21 protein-coding genes and 1 riboswitch are annotated in these 23141 nt (G+C 32.1%); of the genes, 19 read left to right on the forward strand and 2 right to left on the reverse strand.

The window, feature by feature from the left end; all coding sequences use genetic code 11:
• The first annotated feature begins 89 nt into the window (after window positions 1–89).
• Window positions 90–209: riboswitch (SAM riboswitch) on the forward strand.
• Window positions 210–331: 122 nt separating this feature from the next.
• The 4 genes from CLV91_RS14390 to CLV91_RS14405 all read left to right on the forward strand — a co-directional run bounded on the left by CLV91_RS14390 (window position 332) and on the right by CLV91_RS14405 (window position 6745).
• Entirely contained in the window at window positions 332–1603 is a 1272-nt protein-coding gene (locus CLV91_RS14390) for an O-acetylhomoserine aminocarboxypropyltransferase/cysteine synthase family protein (protein WP_121068929.1), read from the forward strand.
• Between the two features lie 31 nt (window positions 1604–1634).
• Entirely contained in the window at window positions 1635–5021 is a 3387-nt protein-coding gene (gene thrA / locus CLV91_RS14395) for a bifunctional aspartate kinase/homoserine dehydrogenase I (RefSeq protein WP_121068930.1), read from the forward strand.
• 72 nt (window positions 5022–5093) lie between these two features.
• Entirely contained in the window at window positions 5094–5402 is a 309-nt protein-coding gene (locus CLV91_RS14400; protein ID WP_170146764.1) for a GIY-YIG nuclease family protein, read from the forward strand.
• A gap of 182 nt (window positions 5403–5584) precedes the next feature.
• Complete coding sequence (locus tag CLV91_RS14405; protein WP_121068932.1) at window positions 5585–6745, forward strand: trans-sulfuration enzyme family protein; 1161 nt, start codon at window positions 5585–5587, stop codon at window positions 6743–6745.
• 56 nt (window positions 6746–6801) lie between these two features.
• Here the strand turns inward: CLV91_RS14405 and CLV91_RS14410 are convergent, their stop codons facing one another.
• Window positions 6802–7824, reverse strand: a complete 1023-nt coding sequence (locus tag CLV91_RS14410; protein WP_121068933.1) for a lipocalin family protein — start codon at window positions 7822–7824, stop codon at window positions 6802–6804.
• A gap of 98 nt (window positions 7825–7922) precedes the next feature.
• Here CLV91_RS14410 and CLV91_RS14415 point away from each other — a divergent pair, with 98 nt between their 5' ends.
• From CLV91_RS14415 to CLV91_RS14460, 10 genes are all read left to right on the forward strand, one after another.
• Window positions 7923–8333, forward strand: a complete 411-nt coding sequence (locus CLV91_RS14415) for an RrF2 family transcriptional regulator (protein ID WP_121068934.1) — start codon at window positions 7923–7925, stop codon at window positions 8331–8333.
• Window positions 8334–8554: 221 nt separating this feature from the next.
• The gene (locus tag CLV91_RS14420; RefSeq protein ID WP_121068935.1) at window positions 8555–8818 is read left to right on the forward strand and encodes a DUF2061 domain-containing protein; all 264 of its coding nucleotides are present in this window, start codon (window positions 8555–8557) and stop codon (window positions 8816–8818) included.
• 11 nt (window positions 8819–8829) lie between these two features.
• Window positions 8830–9453, forward strand: coding sequence for a phosphoadenosine phosphosulfate reductase domain-containing protein (locus tag CLV91_RS14425; RefSeq protein ID WP_121068936.1), 624 nt, complete (start codon window positions 8830–8832; stop codon window positions 9451–9453).
• Between the two features lie 47 nt (window positions 9454–9500).
• On the forward strand, window positions 9501–10406 hold the full coding sequence (gene cysD, locus CLV91_RS14430) for a sulfate adenylyltransferase subunit CysD (RefSeq protein WP_121068937.1): 906 nt from the start codon (window positions 9501–9503) through the stop codon (window positions 10404–10406).
• Between the two features lie 113 nt (window positions 10407–10519).
• Window positions 10520–11767 (forward strand): sulfate adenylyltransferase subunit 1, encoded by a 1248-nt coding sequence (locus CLV91_RS14435; protein WP_121068938.1) that lies wholly within the window; start codon window positions 10520–10522, stop codon window positions 11765–11767.
• Between the two features lie 97 nt (window positions 11768–11864).
• Window positions 11865–13955, forward strand: coding sequence for a HEPN domain-containing protein (locus CLV91_RS14440; RefSeq protein ID WP_121068939.1), 2091 nt, complete (start codon window positions 11865–11867; stop codon window positions 13953–13955).
• Between the two features lie 4 nt (window positions 13956–13959).
• Window positions 13960–14742 carry a uroporphyrinogen-III C-methyltransferase gene (cobA, locus tag CLV91_RS14445; protein WP_121069041.1) on the forward strand — a complete coding sequence of 261 codons (783 nt, stop codon included), beginning with the start codon at window positions 13960–13962 and terminating at the stop codon, window positions 14740–14742.
• A 6-nt stretch (window positions 14743–14748) separates the two neighbouring features.
• On the forward strand, window positions 14749–15810 hold the full coding sequence (locus tag CLV91_RS14450) for an NAD(P)/FAD-dependent oxidoreductase (RefSeq protein ID WP_121068940.1): 1062 nt from the start codon (window positions 14749–14751) through the stop codon (window positions 15808–15810).
• A 150-nt stretch (window positions 15811–15960) separates the two neighbouring features.
• Entirely contained in the window at window positions 15961–16329 is a 369-nt protein-coding gene (locus tag CLV91_RS14455; RefSeq protein WP_121068941.1) for a DUF805 domain-containing protein, read from the forward strand.
• A gap of 81 nt (window positions 16330–16410) precedes the next feature.
• Window positions 16411–16809: a DUF805 domain-containing protein gene (locus tag CLV91_RS14460; RefSeq protein ID WP_121068942.1), complete on the forward strand. Its 399-nt coding sequence runs from the start codon at window positions 16411–16413 to the stop codon at window positions 16807–16809.
• Between the two features lie 184 nt (window positions 16810–16993).
• On the opposite strand, the gene CLV91_RS14465 is transcribed toward CLV91_RS14460, so the two are convergent.
• Window positions 16994–17752: an RDD family protein gene (locus CLV91_RS14465; protein ID WP_121068943.1), complete on the reverse strand. Its 759-nt coding sequence runs from the start codon at window positions 17750–17752 to the stop codon at window positions 16994–16996.
• A gap of 22 nt (window positions 17753–17774) precedes the next feature.
• On the opposite strand from CLV91_RS14465, the gene CLV91_RS14470 reads away from it, so the two are divergent.
• From CLV91_RS14470 to CLV91_RS14490, 5 genes are read left to right on the forward strand one after another with little or no spacing between them, the layout of a single operon-like run.
• Complete coding sequence (locus tag CLV91_RS14470; RefSeq protein WP_121068944.1) at window positions 17775–18752, forward strand: stage II sporulation protein M; 978 nt, start codon at window positions 17775–17777, stop codon at window positions 18750–18752.
• A 25-nt stretch (window positions 18753–18777) separates the two neighbouring features.
• Entirely contained in the window at window positions 18778–19464 is a 687-nt protein-coding gene (locus tag CLV91_RS14475; protein ID WP_147406427.1) for a hypothetical protein, read from the forward strand.
• Window positions 19457–20638, forward strand: a complete 1182-nt coding sequence (locus CLV91_RS14480) for a hypothetical protein (protein WP_121068946.1) — start codon at window positions 19457–19459, stop codon at window positions 20636–20638. Before CLV91_RS14475 ends, CLV91_RS14480 begins: the two co-directional genes overlap by 8 nt.
• 28 nt (window positions 20639–20666) lie before the next feature.
• Complete coding sequence (locus CLV91_RS14485) at window positions 20667–21650, forward strand: AAA family ATPase (RefSeq protein WP_121068947.1); 984 nt, start codon at window positions 20667–20669, stop codon at window positions 21648–21650.
• 9 nt (window positions 21651–21659) lie between these two features.
• Window positions 21660–23033 carry a DUF58 domain-containing protein gene (locus CLV91_RS14490; RefSeq protein ID WP_121068948.1) on the forward strand — a complete coding sequence of 458 codons (1374 nt, stop codon included), beginning with the start codon at window positions 21660–21662 and terminating at the stop codon, window positions 23031–23033.
• Window positions 23034–23141: the final 108 nt, after the last annotated feature.

Here is a 23141-nt window from a genome sequence, read left to right on the forward strand (position 1 = left end):
AATAAAATTGTTATTTTATTAATAAAAAATAGGCAAATAAACTTTTGGAGTATATATTTGCATCATATTAAGTTCAAATACATATTGAATTGTTATCAAGAAAGGCGGAGGGATTAGACCCTGTGAAACCTTAGCAACCCTTTGTTTAACAAAGAAGGTGCTAAATTCTACCAGAGAAATCAGAGAATGATTTATAAGGCAGATAACGAAATAAGCTATGTTACATAGCAACTTTCCAATTTCTTTTTAACTTTTTGATTTTACTTATTTTACAAAGTCGGTATTATAAGATTTGAATTTTTTTATCAATTAACTAAAAAAATCAAAAATCATGAGTGATCAAAAATTTTCAACAAACGCTTTACATGCAGGGCATGACACAACACAAACAGGAGGAACTAGAGCAGTGCCTATTTACCAAACTTCTTCTTATGTTTTTAATGATACAGAACATGCAGCAAATTTATTTGCATTAAAAGAATTAGGATTTATTTATACAAGATTAAATAATCCAACAAATCAAATATTACAAGATCGTTTAGCTGCTGTAGAAGGCGGTGTTGGTGCTGTTGTTTTTGCATCGGGAACTTCTGCTATTGCAACAGGATTAATGACTTTGTTAAAAGCTGGAGATCATATTGTTGCCTCTAGTAGCTTATATGGAGGTACGTTTACTTTATTAAATGTTACACTACCAAGATTGGGGATTACTACTACTTTTGTAGATGCATCGAATCCAGAAAGTTTTGGAAAAGCAGTACAGGATAATACAAGAGCCTTTTTTGTGGAATCTTTGGGTAATCCAAAATTAGACGTACTAGATTTAAAAGCAATTTCTAAACAAGCAAAAGCTGCGCAAGTACCTTTTATTGTAGATAACACGGTTGCTTCCCCAGCATTATTAAACCCAATTGAGCATGGAGCAAACCTTGTAATTCATTCACTTACTAAATATATTGGAGGTCAAGGAACATCTTTAGGTGGTGCAATTATTGATGCAGGTACTTTTGATTGGACAAATGGAAAATTTCCTGAGTTTACAGAGCCATCAGCAGGATACCATGGTTTAGTGTATAGCGAAGCTTTAGGGGCTGCAGCATTTACTTTTAAATTAATTTTAGAAGGATTGCGTGATTTTGGAGGAGCTTTAAGTCCTTACAACGCTTTTCAGATTATTCAAGGTTTAGAGACTCTAAACGTAAGAATAAAACAACATAGTGCTAATGCATTAGAATTGGCAACTTGGTTAGAGGGTAGAGAAGAAGTAGCATGGGTAAATTACCCAGGATTAAAGAGTAGTAAGTACTATGATTTAGCAAAAGAGTATTTGCCTAAAGGGCAAAGCGGGTTAGTTACATTTGGCTTAAAAGGAGGCTTCGAAGCTGCTAAAAAAGTTACAGATGCTACTAAAGTATTCTCTCTTTTAGCAAATATTGGAGATACAAAATCACTTATTATTCACCCAGCAAGTACAACGCACCAACAATTAACAGCAGAGCAACAAATAGATGCAGGAGTAGGAGCAGATTTAATACGTTTATCTGTTGGTTTAGAAGATATTGCAGATTTAAAAGCCGATTTAGAACAGGCTTTTGCGCAATAAACATAAAATTTAATAAAGTAAAAAATACCAGATGTTACATCATCTTACAATTAATAAATACAAAACATATAGCGGAGTATCTCAGGATATTTCGCTATCCTATCAACTTTTTGGAAAGCCTTTGCATAGTGCGCCAATAGTGCTGGTAAATCATGCTTTAACAGGAAATTCTAATGTTACTGGTAAAGATGGTTGGTGGTCAGCTATAGTAGGAGAGGGAAAATGTATAGATACGGATACCTATACTATTCTGGCTTTTAACGTTCCAGGAAATGGATATGATAGTTTTGTAATTGAAAATTATAAAGATTTTATTGCAAGAGATGTTGCAAGAATATTTTTATTGGGACTTAAGGATTTAAAAATTTCTAATTTATTTGCTATAATTGGAGGTTCTATGGGGGGTGGTATTGCTTGGGAAATGGCAGCACTAAACCCTAATTTAACAGAGCATTTAATACCTGTAGCATCGGATTGGAAATCTACAGATTGGTTAATAGGAAATTGCCAAATACAAGAGCAGTTTTTAATTAATTCTAAGCAACCTGTGCATGATGCTCGTATGCATGCAATGCTATGTTATAGAACGCCAGAGTCTTTTAATGAGCGTTTTAAGCGTAGTACCAATGAAGAGTTACAGGTTTTTAATGTAGAGAGTTGGTTAATGCATCACGGTGATAAATTGAAAGAGCGTTTTCAACTATCGGCGTATAAATTAATGAATCAACTTTTAAAGTCTATTGATATAACTAAAGGTAGAGAAGAAGCGTTCACTGAACTGCAAAATAGTGAAACTAATATTCATATTGTTGGCGTAGATTCTGATTTGTTTTTTACAGCTAAAGAAAATAGAGAAACGTTTAAGCAAATTGCACAGGCAAACAGTAATGTTACCTATGGCGAAGTACAATCTTTACATGGGCATGATGCTTTTTTGATTGAGTTTGATCAAATGCAAAAATTATTGAACCCTATTTTTAATAAAGAAGAGGAGGCTACTAAAGTTAAAGTTTTAAAATTTGGAGGTAAATCTTTAAGTAACGGAGAAGGTTTAGAACATGTTTTAGATATTATTTTAGATAAAGTAAAGGCAAAAGAAAAAGTTGCTGTGGTACTTTCTGCAAGAGAAAAAGCAACAGACCAATTAGAAGTTATTTTAGAAAAAGCTGCATCTGGTAAAAGTTATGCAAAAGATTTTGAAGCTTTTGAAAAATATCAAACACACTCTTATAAAAATGTAAATTTATCAAAAGAGTTTGCAAGTTTGTTTCAGTTGTATGAAGGAGTTGCTTTATTGGGAGATTATAGTTCCAAAATTAAAGATCAAGTTTTGGCTTATGGAGAATTAATATCTGCAAAACTAATAACAAAACTATTAATAGGGAAAGGAGTAAAGGCAAAGTTAATGGACTCTAGAAGCCTTATTAATACCGATGATAATTTTGGAGATGCTAGTGTTTTAGAAACCGTATCTAAAGAAAATGTATTAAGAGAATTTGGTTTGTTACCACAAGGAACTGTACCTGTTTTTACAGGTTTTATAGCGTCTACTTTAGACGGGGAAACAACCACGTTAGGTAGAAACGGAAGTAATTATTCTGCGGCTTTATTAGCTAATTTTTTAGACGCAGCAGAGCTTCAAAATTATACACATGTAGATGGTATTTATACTGCAAATCCAGATTTTGTAGCAGACGCTAAACGTATTTCTGAACTCTCTTATAGTGAGGCTAATGAATTAGCAAATTTTGGTGCTACTATTTTACATGCCAAAACAATTATTCCTTTAATAGAAAAAAATATTCCTTTACGTATTTTAAATACTTTTAATAGTGATAATGAAGGAACTTTAATTAGTGCTAAAACTAGTAAAGATGGTATTAAATCTATTTCTGTTATAGAAAAAGTAGCCTTAATTAATTTAGAAGGTAGAGGACTGCTAGGAAAAGTAGGGGTAGATGCTCGTATTTTTAAAGCCTTAGGAGATAGTAATATTAGTGTTAGTATTATTTCTCAAGGTTCTTCAGAACGTGGTATTGGTTTGGTGGTAGATGCAGACATTGCACAAAAAGCAAAGCAAGCACTGGATAGGGAATTTACACATGATTATACTTCTAAGGATGTTAATAGAATTACAGTAGTAGGCGATGTTTCTGTTATTTCTATTGTAGGTCAAGATTTGAGTACTTTTCATAAGCCATACAATTCTTTAATTAAGAACCAGATAACACCTTTACTATTTAATAATACAGTTACAGGAAAAAATGTGAGTTTGGTAGTAAAAAAGACCGATTTGCATAAGGCTGTAAATGTAATGCATGGACAAGTTTTTGGAATGAGTAAAAAGGTTAATATAGCTGTTTTTGGACATGGAAATGTTGGAGGAACCTTAATAGACCAAATACTAAAGTCTGCAAAAAATATAGAGAAAAGAAAGGGATTAGATTTAAGGGTCTTTGCGGTTGCAAATTCTAAAAAAGTAGTGCTAAATAAAAAAGGAGTCTCTAAAAATTGGCAATCGTTGCTAGAGAAAAAAGGAGAGTCTTATACCATAAATACTATTTTTGATTTTTCTAAAAGACATCATTTAGAAAATTTAATTGTGGTAGATAATACTGCGAGTGAAAATTTTGTTGCTAATTATTTCGATTTTGTAGAGAATGGTTTCGATATTGTCTCATCAAACAAAATAGCAAATACATTAGGGTTTGATTATTATCAACTTCTAAGAGAGGAATTAGCTAAAAATCAGAAGCAATATTTGTATGAGACTAATGTAGGTGCAGGTTTACCGTTAATAGATACTATTAAACTTTTGCATTTATCAGGAGAAAATATAACTAGAATAAAAGGAGTTTTTTCTGGTTCCTTAAGTTATATATTTAATACTTTTTCTGAGGTAAATGCACCATTTTCATCTATTTTAAAAGATGCAATGCAAAAAGGATTTACAGAACCAGACCCTAGGGAAGATTTATCTGGAAATGATGTAGGCCGAAAGTTATTGATACTAGCTAGAGAGTTAGAATTACACAATGAGTTTTCAGATGTAAAAATCCAAAATTTAATCCCGGCTTTATTAGAAAAAGGAGACACTAAACATTTCTTAGATAATTTAGGAATGTTAGACGATACTTTTAACGAGATAAAGAAAAACCAAAAACCAAATCACGTATTACGTTACGTTGGCGATTTACATGGGAATTTACAAGAAGAAAAAGGAGAGTTAGATGTTAAACTGGTTTCTGTACCTAAAGAAAGCGCTTTAGGGCAAATAAAAGGCTCGGATTCTATTATAGAAATCTATACAGAATCCTATGGGGAAAATCCATTAGTAATCCAAGGAGCAGGAGCAGGAGCTGCAGTTACCGCAAGAGGTGTTTTTGGAGATATATTAAGAATTGTAGAAAAAAATTAACTTCGGCTACGCTCAGTTACCAGTTACATATTACTGTTGGCTGAGCGTAGTCGAAGCCATAACATTTGTAAAATGTCAGGATACATGTATATATTAAAATGTTCAGATGGTAGTTATTATACTGGCAGTACTAAAGATATAGATAGACGATTTGTAGAGCATAATGAAGGTAGAGGAGCAAATCATACCAAAAAGAGATTGCCTGTAAAATTGATGTATGTAGAAGAGTATTTACGTATAGGAAATGCTTTTAAAAGAGAAAAACAAATACAGGGTTGGAGTAGGGCAAAAAAAGAAGCGTTAATTAATGGAGAGTTTGGAATATTACCAAATTTATCCGAATGTAAAAATGAAACTCATTATAAGTGTTTTAAAGAGTGAATTTCGACTACGCTCAATTACCCGATAGTATAAGCCAAATAAGTGGTTGCTTCGCGTAACCGAAATAATGTTGGCTGAGCGTAGCCAAAATAAAGGTGGCTGAGCGTAGCCGAAGCCAAGAAATATAGAATTGTAGAATAAATGACGGCTGAGCGTAGCTGAAGCCAAAGAATATAAGAAAGATGAAAAAATTTGAAACAGAAGCGATAAGAACACAAACAGAGCGTACGCAATTTTTAGAACATTCTACGCCAATGTACTTAACTTCAAGTTTTGTGTTTGAAGATGCAGAGGATATGCGAGCTTCATTTGCAGAAGAAAAAGAACGTAATATTTATTCTAGATATTCAAATCCTACAAATAATGAATTGGTAGAGAAGGTTTGTAAAATGGAGGGAGCAGATACTGGTTTTGCTTTTGCTTCTGGTATGGCAGCAGTATTTTCTACTTTAGCAGCGTTAGTAGAAACGGGAGACCATATTCTTTCTGCAAGAAGTATTTTTGGTTCTACGCATACCTTATTTACTAAGTTTTTGCCAAAATGGGGCGTTACTAGTAGTTATTTTCCTATTGATGATTTAGATGCTGCTGAGACTATGATTACACCGCAGACGAAGATTATTTATGCAGAGTCCCCAACCAATCCAGGGGTAGATGTATTAGATTTAGAGAGGCTGGGGCAACTAGCAAAAAAACATAATTTAATATTTATTGTAGATAATTGCTTTGCGACTCCTTATATACAACAACCAATTAAGTTTGGTGCAGATTTGGTTATACATTCAGGAACCAAGTTAATGGATGGGCAAGGAAGAGTTTTGGCTGGTATTACTGTTGGGAGCGCGGCTTTAATGGATAAAGTATATCGTTTTTCAAGAATTACTGGTCCGGCATTGTCGCCATTTAATGCTTGGGTATTAACTAAAAGTTTAGAGACTTTGGCAGTACGCTTAGATCGTCATTGTGAAAATGCTTTAAAATTGGCTCAGTTTTTAGAGGGGCACCCTAAAGTTAGTTGGGTTAAATATCCGTTCTTAAAGTCGCACCCAATGTATGCGGTTGCTAAAAAGCAAATGAAAGCAGGTGGTAGTATAGTTGCTTTTGAGGTAAAAGGAGGAATAGAAGCAGGGAAACAATTTTTTGATAGCATTAAAATGTTATCCTTATCGGCAAATTTAGGAGATTCTAGAAGTATTGTTACACACCCTGCATCTACAACACATAGTAAGTTGTCTGTAGAAGAGCGTTTGGAGTCTGGAATAACAGATGGTTCAGTACGTGTTTCCGTAGGTTTGGAACATATAGATGATATTATTTCGGATATTAAGCAGGCTTTGGGGTAGATAAATATAAAAAAACAGGAAGCTGCTTGCTTCCTGTTTTTACTACTGATTTGGTATTATTTTTTAGTAAATGTCGCGTAAAAGGTAATTTTTTCAATTTCACTTAGATCATTAATACCATAATCTTTTGTATAAGGTATTTCAAGCTTTAAAGTGGTCTCTGTAAGCTCTAAAATTTCAGCTGCGCTACTGACTTCTAATGATCCATCGCGGTGATCATATAATTCTGTGTCATTGTTTTCTAGTTTCCATCCACTCGCAAAATTAAAAAAATCTAACTCTCTATCCTCTTCAAAAGGTTCTTCCTCGTCTTCGTAAGTTATTTTATAGTGAAAATTCCCTTCTGTTTTAATTTCCTTTGGATTATCAGTAAAAGTTAAAGTTCCATTTAAATCACTTGCAATCCCTTCAAATTTTATTTCTTCATTAACATCTGGTAAGCTTAAAACTTCATCTTCAGATGTTAATTCTGTTAAATTCCAATCACCAATTATTAAAGAAGGAGTTGATGTATTACTGTTATTATCTGAACTATCTCTTTCTAAGGTAATAGTTAATTTACCAGTAGTAGTAGCTGTTGCTCCTCCTTGTACTTCTAGAACTTCATTAAGTTCATAAGAAAGAACTAATTTTTTGTCTGTAGATTCTAGTGTATTCATTTTTGTTTCTTTGCTGTCTTCATCAATAAAAATAAGATTACCATCTTTTATTTTCCATTCCGAAGATTCAAATAAAGTATAAAGAGGAATTTCGGTTACTTGTGTTTGTCCTAATACAGTTATTTTAGTTTCAGAAATAAAAGAGCCATTACTGGTTACTGTATGTGTAGGTTCATTGTTAAAAATAACTTCCATATCAAAATCTTTACCAACGGAAGAATATTTTTGAGTAACAGCTCCTCCAGTTATTTTGGTTACGGTTTCTCCTTCTTCAACTTTATAATCAGTTAATTCCCAGTTTCCTAGTATTGCTTCTTCAGAAGTAGTTTTGTTATTGCTTTGGTCATCATTAGAATCTTTTTCACAAGAAGTTAGGAAAATAGATGCGGATAAAAATAAAAATAAACTTAGTTTTTTCATGGTTTTATTGTAACGGTTAATATATGAAAAGGGATAACGACTCGGTATTTTAATTAGTATATTAATAGGTGTTTTTTATTTCCCTATCTTCGTGCTATATGCTATCTAAGAAAACTAAATACGGCTTAAAAGCACTTTCCTTTTTGGCACTACAAAAGGAAAATGCTCCTGTGCAAATAGCAGAGATAGCTAAGCAAGAAAATATATCACAAAAATTTTTAGAAAGTATATTATTAACCCTTCGTAAAACAGGTTTTTTAGGTTCTAAGAAAGGAAAAGGAGGAGGGTACTACCTAATTAAAGAACCAAAAGATATTTTAATGACTGATGTTATGCGAGTTTTAGAAGGGCCAATTGCAATGGTGCCTTGTGTGAGTCTTAATTTTTATGAAAAATGTGACGATTGTCCAGATGAAAAAACCTGTTCTGTAAACAAGTTAATGCTTCAAATAAGAGACAGTACTCTGCAGGTATATAGGAATAATACGTTGGCAGATATTTTGGTTTAACCTACCAAATAGTTCTTTTTTGGTGTTTTTATGGGTTCAAAATTTTTATAAAATCACATTATTAGCTTAATTATTCTCAATAAAACTTCTAAATATTTATTAATCTACTAAATCGATAGGGTAAAAGTAATTTTAGTTATTCTTTAACGTCTTAGGTTGTATAAATATAGTATTTTTGATTATCCTATTAAATCTATAGGGTAATAGATAAATAATAACAAATGATTGCTGATCAATTGATTTTAGATAAAAAAGCCACGAAAAGTAAGTATGAAGACGACAAGAAGTCTGAAAAACCTATTCGTAGTGTTGCAAAGGCATTAAGCTGGAGAGTAATAGGTACACTAGATACTTTGGTGGTGTCTTATATATTAACTGGTGAAATGGCAGTGGCTGCATCAATAGCCTCTGTAGATTTTTTAACTAAGATGGTTTTGTATTTTTTCCATGAGCGTATTTGGAATGGTATAAAATGGGGTAAATAAGATAAAGAGCGATGAACTATACAGAAGAAAAAATTGCAGATTGGAATAAAAAGTTTGAGAAATCTTCTCCTGCTGAAATAATAGAGTGGGCACTACAACAAACTACAAATGCTGTTGTGACTACAAATTTTAGGCCATACGAAGTAAATATTTTACATGCAGTTACTGCAGTAAATAAAGATATTAAAGTTATTTGGTGCGATACTGGTTATAATACCCCTAATACCTATAGACACGCAGAAGAGTTAATTGGGAAATTAGAATTAAATATTCATTTATATGTTCCTAAGCAAACTTCTTCTCATAGAGATGTAGTTATGGGAATCCCAGGAATAGAGGATCCAAACCATGCAATTTTTACAGAACAGGTAAAATTAGAACCCTTTGGTAGAGCAATGGCAGAGCATAAGCCAGAAGTTTGGTTTACAAACCTTAGAAAGGGGCAAACTGCTTTACGAAATAGTCTAGATATTTTTAGCGTAAGTAAAGATGGTGTCTTAAAAGTTAGTCCTTTTTACCACTGGGAAGATGCACAATTAGATGCTTATTTAGAAGAAAATAATTTACCAAATGAGCATAAATATTTTGACCCAACTAAGGTTCTAGAAAATAGAGAATGTGGGTTGCACACATAGTATTTATAAATATATAAGGAGAAAATAAAAAGAATTAAAAAAATAAGATGAGTACAAATACATCACATATAAATCCATTAGAAAACGAAGCCATCTATATCATGAGAGAAGTGGCTGCCCAGTTTGAAAAACCTGTGTTATTGTTTTCAGGAGGTAAAGATTCTATTACCCTAGTTCGTTTGGCACAAAAAGCATTTTGGCCTGCAAAAATTCCTTTTCCTTTAATGCATATAGATACAGGGCATAACTTCCCTGAAACTATAGAATTTAGAGATAGGTTAGCAAAAGAACTTGGTGTAGAACTTATTGTTCGTAATGTACAAGACTCTATTGATGCTGGTAAAGTAAAAGAAGAATCTGGTAGATATGCTAGTAGAAATTCTTTGCAAACCACAACATTATTAGATGCTATTGAAGAGTTTAAGTTCGATGCTTGTATTGGTGGTGCCCGTAGAGATGAAGAAAAAGCAAGAGCAAAAGAACGTATTTTTTCTGTACGTGATGATTTTGGTCAGTGGGATGAAAAAAGCCAACGTCCAGAATTGTTTGATATGTTAAATGGAGATATAGAATTAGGACAAAATGTTCGTGTATTCCCAATATCTAACTGGACAGAATTAGATGTTTGGTCATATATTCAGAAGGAAGAAATTGAAATTCCGTCTATATATTTTGCGCACAAGCGTAAAACATTTGTTAGAGATGGTATGATCTGGTCTGCAGAAGATGATATAGTTTTCCGTGATGCAGAAGAAGTGGTAGAAGAGCGTTTAGTGCGTTTCCGTACCGTTGGGGATATGTCTTGTACAGCCGCTGTGCTTTCAGATGCAGTTAGTATAGATAAAGTTGTAAGCGAAATTAGAGACTCTAGTATTTCTGAAAGAGGTGCTCGTATAGATGATAAACGTTCCGAAGCAGCAATGGAGAAACGTAAACAACAAGGATACTTTTAAAATTTTCTTTAGAAAATTTTGCCTTTAGCTTATGGCTCTTAGCCATTAGCAAACTTTAAAAATAATATTTAAAAAGGCTAAATGCCAAAAGCAAATAGCCAACAGCTAATAAAATGGAAGTACTAAAAATAGCAACAGCAGGTAGTGTAGATGATGGTAAAAGCACCTTAATTGGTAGAATACTATACGATACAAAATCTCTTACAAGTGATAAGTTAGAAGCTATAGAAAAAACTAGTAAGCAAAAAGGATATGATTATTTAGATTTTTCTTTAGCAACAGATGGTTTGGTAGCAGAACGTGAGCAAGGTATTACAATAGACGTTGCACACATATATTTTTCAACAGCAAAGAAAAGTTACATTATAGCAGATACTCCAGGCCACGTAGAATATACGCGTAACATGGTAACTGGTGCCTCTACATCACAAGCGGCAATTATTTTAATAGATGCTCGTAAGGGTGTTATTGAGCAAACCAATCGTCATTTTTTTATAAACAATTTACTTCGTGTAAAAGAAGTAGTTGTAGCTATTAATAAAATGGATTTAGTAGATTATTCTGAAGAAACATACAATGCTATTAAGGCAGATTTTTCTGAATTAATGGGAAAAAGAGATTATGAAAATCAGAATATTACATTTATACCCGTAAGTGCACTTAAAGGAGATAATGTAGTAAATAAGACAAGTGCTATGCCTTGGTATAACGGTGAAACTATCTTAGAGCATTTAGAAGGTTTAGATTTAGCTGCCGTTTCAAATGTAGGAACACCACGTTTTCCTGTACAATATGTAGTGCGCCCTAAGACAGAAGAATTTCATGATTTTAGAGGCTTTGCAGGTAAAGTTTATGGTGGCGAGTTAAATGTTGGGGATGCTGTTGTTGCATTACCATCACAAACAAAATCTAAGATTAAAGAAATTTATGCTTACGATAAAAAATACCAGACTGCATCAAGACGCTCATCGGTAACTATTACGCTAGAAGATGAGATAAATGTTAGTAGAGGAGATATGATTGTTAAAGAAGGAGATTTACCTACTATTGATAAGCAATTTACTGCTACAATTGCTTGGATGGATTCGAATCAACTTACCTCTGGTGCTAAATATGTAATACAGCATGGAGTAAATAAAGTTTTAGCCAAAGTAGATAAAATTCATCATAAAATTAATCCAGATTATTCCGGGATAGTAGAAGGGGTAGATGGTTTAGGAATGAATGATATTGCTAAGGTTACTTTTAAATTAAATAAGCCAATTTTCTTTGATGCTTTTAAAAATCATAGAACAAATGGTTCTTTTATAGTGATAGATACTAAGAATAATAATACAGTAGGCGCTGGATTTATCCAATAGTTATAGCGTATTAAAAAATAAAAAATAGTAGTAAGCCATAGTAAATAAGAGTAAGTATTCTCAATACTAAATGCTAACTATTTAATACTAGAAGAGTATGCAAAGTTTTAGAACAGAAATAGAGAATCCAATTGTAGAAAAAGATATTATCGATTTAGCAAATAAAATTGATATGTTCCACAATGGAAAAATTGATGAAGAAAAATTTAGAAGTCTTCGTTTAGCTCGTGGGGTTTACGGTCAGCGTCAAGAAGGCGTACAAATGATACGTATAAAATTACCTTATGGTAAAGTTTCCTCTGAGCAATTAAGAAGAATATGTGATGTTTCTGAAGAATATTCTAGAGGTCGTTTGCATATTACTACACGTCAAGATATTCAAATTCACTATGTAGATTTAGATAGAACTCCAGAATTATGGGCAGAGCTAGAAAAATCGGACATTACTTTGCGTGAAGCTTGTGGTAACACGGTACGTAATGTAACAGCAAGTGAAACAGCAGGTATAGATGTAGAGGAACCTTTTGATGTTTCTCCTTATGCACATGCTTTATTTGAGTATTTCTTAAGAAACCCAATTAGTCAAGAATTGGGAAGAAAATTTAAAGTTTCATTCTCTTCTAGTGATGCAGATACAGGACTTTCTTATATGCACGATTTAGGTTTTATAGCTAAAATAGAAAACGGAGTAAGAGGTTTTAAAGTAATGCTTGGTGGTGGCTTAGGTTCACAACCTCGTCATGCAGATGAGTTGTATTCTTTTTTGCCTACAGATAAAATAATTCCATTAATGGAAGGTGTTGTTCGTGTTTTTGATAGATACGGAGAGCGTAAGAGTAGAGCAAAAGCACGTTTAAAATTCTTATTAAAAGATTTAGGACTAGATGGTTTTAAAGCTTTGTTGGAAGAAGAACAAATTGCTGTGCCAATAAAATCTTTCCCTATTGATGCAGAGGCATATCCAAAACCACAAATTGCTGAGGTTGCGGTACCAAATGTAACTATTGAAGACCAGAAAGCTTTCAATGCTTGGAAGGCTATAAATGTAATTCCTCAAAAACAAGAAGGGTATGTTGCAATTGGAGTAAAAGTTTTATTAGGAGATTTTTACCTTAAAGAAGCTCGTGCATTAGCAGATTTAGTTCAAAAATATGCTGCAGATGAAATTAGATTAAGTTTGCGTCAAAACATACTAATCCCTTACGTTAAAGAAGAGTTGCTTCCTTTCTTTTATGCCGAGTTAAGTAAATTAGGATTTACAGAAGTTGGGTATGACAAGGCGATAGATATTACTGCATGTCCGGGTACAGATACTTGTAATTTAGGTATAGCAAGTAGTACAGGTATTGCAGAAGAGTTAGAAAGAATAATGAAAATTGAATATCCAGATTATATTAATAATCCAGATGTGGTTATTAAAATTAGTGGATGTATGAATGCTTGTGGACAACACAATATGGCAAATATTGGTTTCCAAGGAATGTCTGTTCGTACAAAAGATAAATTAGTAGCACCTGCATTACAAGTTTTGTTAGGTGGTGGTAATATTGGAAATGGAGAGGGTAGATTTGCGGATAAAGTGGTAAAAATACCAAGTAAAAGAGGGCCAGAAGCATTGCGTTTAATCTTAAATGATTTTGATGCAAATGGTAATGGAGCATCTTTCCCAGAGTACTATGCAGAAAAAGGAGAACACTATTTTTATGATTTCTTAAAAGATTTAACTGCAGTAGATAATTTAACTGCAGATGATTTTATAGATTGGGGAAATTCCGAAGAATATGTAAAAGCAATTGGTGTTGGTGAATGTGCTGGTGTAGTTATAGATTTAATTGCAACTTTATTATTTGAGAGTGAAGAAAAAATAGAAACAGCAGAAGCTACTTTTACAGAGGGTAAATGGGCAGCTAGTATTTATCACTCTTATTCTTCTATGGTTAATACGGCAAAAGCAATATTAACGGCAGAAAATGTAAAAACAAATACACACGCTGCAATTATTAAAGATTTTGATGAAAAATTTGTTTCAAATAATAGAATATCTTTGAATACTGGTTTTGAAGAGTTTATTTTACAGATTAATAAAAAAGAGCCAACAGAAGAATTTGCTAAAAACTATTTAAAAGACACAAAAGAGTTTTTAAATAAAGTGCAAGCTTTTAGAGAAGCAGATTTAGCTAATGCGTAATTTTATGAAAGACATAAAGCAACATATAAACAATAGAGAAGGTTTGCTTACGGTAATAGGAGCGGGTCCTGGAGATCCAGATTTAATTACAGTAAAAGCTATTAAAGCATTACAATCTGCAGATGTTGTTTTGTACGATGCTTTAGTAAATCCTGTGTTGCTAGATTATGCAGAAAATGCAGAACTTATTTTTGTAGGAAAAAGAAAAGGTTGTTACGCATATCAGCAAGAACAAATAAATGAATTAATTGTTAGTCGTGGTAAAACACAACATGTGGTTCGTTTAAAAGGGGGAGACCCATTTGTTTTTGGTCGTGGAGCAGAAGAAATGGAATATGCTGCAGCTTATGGTATAAATGTGGCAATGGTTCCGGGAATATCATCATCGGTAGCTGTACCAGCATCTCAAAATATACCAGTTACTAAGAGAGGTTCAGCAGAAAGTTTTTGGGTAATAACAGGGACTACAAAAGAGCATAAATTATCTTCAGATGTTGCTTTAGCAGCAAAATCTAATGCAACGGTTATTGTTTTAATGGGTATGAGTAAATTGGCAGAAATTGTTACTCTTTTTAAGAAAGAAGATAAGACAAATTTACCAATTGCCATAATACAAAATGGTACACGTACTAATGAACAGGTAGCAGTTGCAACTATAGGAACAATAGTAACGCAAGTAGAAGAAAAAGGATTAGCAAATCCGGCAATAATAATAATAGGAGAAGTTGTAAAACATAGAGCAACTTTAAAGGAAGCAATAAATAAGTATAGTAAAGAATTAAGTTAGATTAAAATGATAGAGACAGATATATTAATAATTGGCGCGGGACCAACAGGTTTGTTTACCGTATTTGAAGCGGGATTATTAAAATTAAAATGCCATTTAATAGATGCACTCCCGCAAACAGGAGGGCAGTGTTCGGAAATATACCCAAAGAAACCAATTTACGATATTCCAGCTTTTCCAGAAATTTTAGCAGGAACATTAGTAGATAATTTAATGGAGCAAATAAAACCTTTTGAAGCTGGTTATACTTTAGGAGAGCGTGCAGAAACTTTAGATAAGCAAGAAGATGGTTCTTTTATTGTTACAACAAACAAAGGAACAAAACACCATGCACCTGTAGTAGTTATTGCAGGAGGTTTGGGGTCTTTTGAACCAAGAAAACCACCTTTAGAAAACATAGTAAACTTTGAAGATAAAGGAGTTGCCTATATAATTAAAGACCCAGAAGTTTATCGTGATAAAAAAGTGGTAATAGCTGGTGGAGGAGATTCTGCATTAGATTGGTCTATTTTCCTTGCAGATGTAGCTTCAGAAGTATCTTTAGTACATAGAAGAAACGAATTCCGTGGTGCGTTAGATTCTGTAGAAAAAGCAGCAGAATTAGCGAAATTAGGTAAGATTAAATTATTTACAGAGGCTGAGGTAAAAGGATTAAACGGGGATGATAAATTAGAATCTGTTCTTATTAAGCATAAAGATGCCGATAAAGAGGATACTATTTTAGAAGTAGATAATTTTATTCCTTTATTTGGTTTGTCTCCAAAATTAGGACCTATAGGAGATTGGGGCTTAGAAATAGAGAAAAATGCAATTAAGGTAAATAACGCTAAAGATTACCAAACTAACATTCCGGGTGTTTTTGCTATTGGGGATGTTAATACCTATGAAGGAAAATTAAAACTTATTCTTTCTGGTTTTCATGAAGCAGCAGTTATGTGTCAGTATGCATATCAAATTATAAATCCTAATAAACGCTTTGTTATGAAGTATACTACGGTGGGTGGTGTAGAAGGTTTTGATGGAAGTAAAAAAGAAGCTAAAAAAGAAGTTGTACAAAGTATAGCTTAAGAAAAGTTTATTTTAATTAGTCAGGAAAACCTCCTTTATCTTTATAGATTGGGAGGTTTTTTATTAGTAAAAGACTGGAGTTAGAGTAATTTTTTTATTTTTAATACGTTTTAGAAATTCAATAATTAACAATAACCTAAAAATAAAAGTATGGAATGGTTTACAATGGTACTTAAAAAGTACGCAGAATTTAAGGGAAGATCTAGAAGAAAAGAATACTGGATGTTCTATTTGTTTAGCACAATTATTAGTGTAGTATTAAGTATTGTAGATGCATCTGTTTTAGGCTTAGAAGGCTTTGGAATAAACACTTTGTATAGTTTAGGTGTATTAGTGCCAACAATAGCTGTAGGTGTAAGAAGAATGCATGATGTAGGTAAGAGTGGTTGGTTTTTGTTAATACCATTTTACAACTTATACTTGTTATGTACCAACGGAGATGAAGGAACAAATGAATATGGTCCAGATCCTAAAAATCCAGATAATGAGCTTAATGAAATAGGAGTTTCAGAAGCTTAATTTAATAATAATTTTATAAAAAGAGATAAAACGTAACCTACGTTTTATCTCTTTTTTTATTTCAATTAAAAGAAATAAGATATGAAGTGGTATATAAAAGCAATGAAGCAGTATGCAGATTTTTCTGGAAGATCCAGGAGAAAAGAATATTGGATGTTTAATCTTTTTAATGCAATTATTATAATTAGTATTGTAGGTGTAATAGCTTTATTAGGAATAGAGGATTATGCAGTTATGATTCCAGTAGGTTTGTATATGTTGGCAATTGTGATACCTTCATTAGCATTAACAGTAAGAAGGTTACATGATCAAGGTAAAAGTGGTTGGTATATGTTTGTGCGTTGTATTCCTTTTATTGGTGGAATTTGGTTTTTGGTTTTAATGTGTACAGATGGGGAAAATAACGCTAACCAATACGGATTAAACCCTAAGAAACCTGTAGATAATGAGATTAATGATATTGGAATTTCTGAAGTGTAATCTTAAGATTCTAGTTTTAATTTGCCTCTTTTTTAAATCTAAAGTCTAAAAGTCGAATGTCCAAAGTTTTTTAGCCCTTAGCTCTTGGTTTTTAGTTCTTCGTAAATGGATTATAACTTTTTTTTTATAAACACGTGTTTTTGTTGTGATTTTATTTTTTCTTGCCATTAACCACATAGAAAACTTACATGTTTTTCGTAAAATGGTTATAATCTTTTAGCACACACTTAATAAAATTTTCGGCGGTTACGTCAGCATGTGGTTCTTCTTCAATTACACCAATTATTTTTTCTTTTAAAATAAGGATGGTTTTATGGTCATCTGCTTTTTTAGCGCGAATAAAATTTTCTTTAATAATACGCATGTCATTATCAGATAGTTTAATAACAGAAAGATAGGTAGGTTTATAATTATCTGCTACTTCTTGGAGTATGGTGTGGCTAATGTTTACTTTGTTTTTTAAGGTAATAACACCGGTACCAGAAGCCATGCCTCCTAATCTTTGATGGTTTTTAGAACTGCCAATACTTACTAAAGCAACCACGCCAGAAAAAATGTTAATATCTACAAAGCGCATTGCCCAACGTATAAAAAAATCTAAAAAGGTAGCACGGTAACCATCAATTTTTACAACTTGTATTTTAGCTATTTTTTTACCTATGGTTTGGCCTAACATTAAAGATTCTGAAACTATAGTATAAAAAATAACAGGAGAACCTAAAATTATAATAATAGCCATAACACTCCATGGGTCTGTGTCAAAATTATCTTCAAAACCTATACCTCCAGTACTAGAAACAGCTCTTATAGTGGCAATAACAACACTTACGTAAGCTATTTTAATAAGTAGGTCAATAAAGTAAGCTAAAATACGTTCTCCTACTTCAGCAGCAGTAAAAGCTATTGTTACATTTTGAGTAGTCGTAATTTGTATTTCTGCCATTATATGATTTTATTTGTTAAGCATGAGAGAAATTGCCTTCATTAGACAAAATAAGGAAAAATGGTTGGAGTTTGAAAGAGCCATTGAACAAAAAAAAATTGATAACCCAGATGATTTGTCTAATTTATACATGCACTTAATTAATGATCTAGCATACGCCCAAACTTACTACAAAAAAAGCAAACTTGTAACCTATCTTAATAATCTTGCGGTTCGGGTTTATCAAAAAATTTATCAGACTAAAAGAGAAGAGTCTAACGTATTTGTTCATTTCTTTAAAGTAGAAGTTCCTCTTTTATTGTATCAGTATAAAAGATATATACTGTATTCTTTTTCTTTTTTCTTAATTGCGGTTTTAATGGGTGTAGTTTCTGCTGCTAATGACGATACTTTTGTGCGTTTAATTTTAGGGAATAGCTATGTTAACGAAACATTGCAAAATATTGAAAACGGTGACCCAGTTGCTATTTACAAAAGTGGTAGTAATTGGGGGAGTTTTATAGGAATTACATTTAATAATTTAAGAGTAGGTCTCATGAGTTTTGCTTATGGGGTAACTGGTGGCATAGGAACAGGGTATGTACTTTTACAAAACGGAATTATGCTTGGAGCTTTCCAATATTTCTTTGAACAAGAAGGTGTTTTGTGGAAAAGCGCTAAAGGAATATGGATCCATGGGGCAATGGAAATTTTTGCTATTGTAATAGAAGGTGCGGCAGGTTTTCTTTTAGGTGCTAGTATTTTATTTCCTAAAACTTTCTCTAGACTAAATTCTTTTAAAAGAGGAATGCGAGACAGTATTAAAATTGTTATTAGTACATTTCCGTTTACAATTGCCGCAGGTTTTTTAGAAGGTTTTGTTACCCGGTATTCTAATATTATGCCTAATTATGTGGCATTATTTATAATTTTAGGAACCCTTAGTTTAATCTCTTATTACTATTTAATATACCCATTTAAGGTGTATAAGAAAACAATTCCAGGAAGTGTTAAAAAATAAGAGAATCCCATATTTTTTTTGTTATGTGTTCTATTTTGTAATAGGCACTTTTTTGGTTGTGGCGCAAGAAGGTGTTGTTCCAAACAAACCAGAAGAGTTTCGTACGTTACCCAATACCTTTAAGGAAGAATATAAAGGGGCAGATTATGACTATAAAGAAACTATTTCTTGGATAGACAAGTTTAAAGCCTGGTTAACAGATTTACTTACGAGCTGGTTTAGTGTAAAAGATGAAGGAGCTAGGAATATAATTGAGAATCTAAAACTTTTGTTTTTTATTGTAATAATAGCGGGTGTAGTCTATATTATTGTAAGAGTAATTTTAAACAAAGAAGGGCGTTGGTTTTTTAGGAAGAAAAAAGAAGAGGCTAGTGAGCTTAATTATGAAATAGGAGAAAATATTCAAGAAGTAAATTTTGAAGTTTTAATTCAAGAAGCCTTAGTTAATAAAGACTATCGTTTAGCGGTACGTTATAATTACTTATTACTTCTTAAAAAATTAGACCAGAATAATATTATTACGTATGATTCTCAAAAAACCAGTTATGATTACCAAGTAGCATTAGAAGGTACTTCCTATGCCACAGGCTTTAATAAAGCTACGTATTACTTCACCTATATATGGTACGGGGAATTTTCTATAGACGAAAAAGAGTATACAACGGCATCAACAGTTTATTCGCAAATTTTAAAATCATTTAAAAATGCGTAAAAAACAAATACTTATTCTTGGAGCAGTATTGCTAGTATTTATTCTATTGGTTACAAACCAAAGCAATAAGATAGATTGGTCACCTACTTTTGATGAAACCCAAACAAAACCTTTAGATACTAAAGTTTTCTTTGATCAAATACCATTTTATTTTAAGGGAGAATCTTCTAAAAAAGTATACACAACTTTTTATGAATACGATCAGCATTTGCGAATGCAAGAAAAAGAGACTTTAAAAAATTATGTTAGTATTTCTGGCAGATATGATATAGATGAAACTTCTTTTAATTCTTTATTAGAGTATGTAGAATATGGTAATGAGGCTTTTATATCGGCCTATTATTTCCCTAAATATGTACAAGATACTTTAGGGTTTAAAATGGAATATGATAATGTAGAAATAAAACAAGAAGAAAAGACACTGTTTTTAAATTATGTTATAGATACATTAAAATATACTCCAAAGGTTCCTTTTGGTACTAGTTATTTTTCCGATTCTATCTCGAAAGGAAAAAAACTTGGTTATGTAAGGTCATTGGAAAATAAAAAACATTCTAATTTTATAGGGGTTCCCTACGGAGATGGCGTATTTTATATTCACACAACGCCAGAAGTTTTTACAAACTACCAAATGTTAGAAGCAAAAGATGCTGGTTATGTTAGTAGTGTAATATCCTATTTGCCAACGCTACCAATATTAGTAGATAAAGCAGTTAAGTTAGACCCAGAAATTAGCAGAAGTCCGTTGCGATATATTCTATCTAAAGAACCGTTAAAATGGGGTTGGTATTTGTTGTTAACCTCTATAGGCTTGTTTATGTTGTTTAATGCAAAACGTAGGCAACGAATAATTCCTATAAAAGACCCTTTAAAAAATACAACCACAGAGTTTGTGCAAACAGTTAGTAATTTGCATTACGAGGCGCAAGATTATAATGGTATTATACAAAAAGTAATTGTTCATTTTTTAGAGCATGTTCGTAGTAAATTCCATTTATCTACAGATAAGTTAAATGAAGATTTTGTAACAAAATTAGCATTACGTTCAGGTAAACCTGTAGAAGAAATACAGCAGTTAGTGAGTTTAATTATAAAGATGAAATCGCATCAATTTAGTACAAAAGAACCATTAAAAGCATTGAACAAGGAAATAGAAAAATTCTATAAACAATAAATCCGCCAGTAGGATAAAACAATATAGTATGGAAGAAAACAACGATATTGAATTTAATAGTAGGTTAAATTTAGAAGAGCTTAAAATAAGCGTAGCTCAGATAAAAACAGAACTTGCAAAAGTAATTGTAGGTCAAAAACATATAGCAAATTTGTTAATTACTGCACTACTTGCAGAGGGGCATGTTTTGTTAGAAGGTGTTCCCGGTGTTGCAAAAACAATAACAGCAAAGTTGTTGGCAAAGTCTTTAGAGGTAGATTTTAGTAGAGTGCAGTTTACACCAGATTTAATGCCGTCGGATGTTTTAGGAACATCTATATTTAATTTAAAAACTTCCAATTTTGAATTTAAAAAGGGACCAATTTTTTCTAACATTATTTTGGTTGATGAAATAAATAGAGCGCCAGCAAAAACACAAGCCGCTTTGTTTGAAGTGATGGAAGAAAGGCAAGTAACTATGGATGGTGTAAAATACCCACTAGAAGCTCCTTATATGATTTTAGCAACACAAAACCCAATTGAGCAAGAGGGAACCTACCGTTTGCCAGAAGCACAATTAGACCGTTTTTTGTTTAAAATAACTATAGATTATCCTAATTTAGAAGATGAGGTAGAGATTATTACCAGAGAGCATCAATTAAAAACAACAAAGCTTGCCCAGATAACCAATAGTTTAAGTAAAGATAAAATAGTACAGTACCAAAGTTTAATATCGCAAGTAATTGTAGAGCCGCATTTAATAAAATATATAGCAGAAATTATTCTAAATACCCGTAATAACCCATTTTTATATTTAGGAGCTTCTCCAAGAGCATCTATTGCAGTTCTTAAAGCAAGTAAAGCATTTGCAGCTATAAATGGTAGGGATTTTGTTACTCCAGAAGATATTAAGCAAATTGCTATTCCTGTGTTGCAGCACAGAGTTATAATTACTCCAGAAAGAGAAATGGAAGGAATAACATCGGTACAGATTATTAATGATATTTTACAAAGTGTAGATATTCCTAAATAAGGAAAGTTAATGTCGGAGAATAAAACATCAGAATTTTCTAGAATGCCGATAGTTCGGTTTTTTAAAGACTTGTTTCTAAATAATCGTTTTTTTTATGCGATGTTTGGAATCATAGTTCTATTTATATTAAGTTTTGTTTTTCCAAGTATATTACTATTGGCTAAACTTTTATTCTTTGTTTTTATAGCACTTGTTCTTGTAGATATACTAATTCTGTTTGGAAATAAAAACGGAATAGAAGCACAGCGAGAATTACCAGAGAAATTTTCTAATGGCGATGAGAATAAAGTACCAATTTCCATTACTAATAAATATTCTTTAAAAACGTATTGCACTATTCTGGAAGAGCTTCCAATGCAATTTCAGCAAAGAGATTTTAATATAACAGCAAGTATAGCTGCAAATAAAAAAGAGCAATTAAGTTATACCGTTAGGCCAACAGAAAGAGGAGAATACATTTTTGGAAAATTACATGTATATACCGCTACAAAAATAGGTTTTGCAATGCGTAGATTTTCTTTTGGAGAATCGCAAATGGTAAAAACATACCCTAGTTTTTTACAATTAAAAAAGTACGATTTAATTTCTTTAAACCAGAGTAGTTTACAATTTGGAATAAAAAAGATAAGACGTATTGGAAATTCTTTTGAATTTGAGCAAATTAAAGAATACGTACAAGGAGATAATATAAAAGATATAAACTGGAAGGCAACTGCAAAGCGTAACCATTTAATGGTGAATCAGTTTCAGGATGAAAAATCGCAACAAATTTATTCCATCATAGATAAAGGTAGAGTAATGAAAATGCCTTTTGAAAATCTTAGTTTGCTAGATTATGCTATAAATGCAGCCTTAGTTATTAGTAGTGTTGTAGTTCGCAAACATGATAAAGCGGGGATGTTCTCATTTTCTAAAAAGCCAGAAAATTTTGTAGTCGCAGAGCGTAGAAATTCCCAGATGAATTTAATTCAAGAATCCCTTTATAATGTGAATACTGATTTTAGCGAGTCGGATTTTGGAAATTTATATGGGCATATAAAAAGAAAAATAACCACAAGAAGTTTATTGTTATTATACACTAATTTTGGAAGTTTAGATGCTGTTCATAGGCAAATGAACTACTTAAGAGCAATTAATAAAAGTCATATGCTAGTAGTAGTTTTCTTTAAGAATACGGAGCTAGAACAGTTAAAAGGACAAGTAGCAAAAAATACACAAGAAATTTTTGACAAGACCATAGCCGAAAAATTTAGTTATGATAAAAAATTAATAGTGGCAGAGTTAAATAAGTTTGGGATACAAACCATTCTTACCAAACCCCAAAATTTAACAATAGATACTATAAATAAATATCTAGAGATTAAGGCAAAAGGATTATTATAGTCTTTTTTTTAACATCTGTTTTTATTCCTGTTGTATCCTGTTTCTATTCTTGGTAAAGAATAGCCTATAGTCTACCTTTGTACTTCCTAAAAAGCAAAGTAATTTTTA

It is taken from the genome of Maribacter vaceletii (assembly GCF_003634105.1).
GTDB classification, from domain to species: Bacteria; Bacteroidota; Bacteroidia; order Flavobacteriales; family Flavobacteriaceae; genus Maribacter_B; species Maribacter_B vaceletii.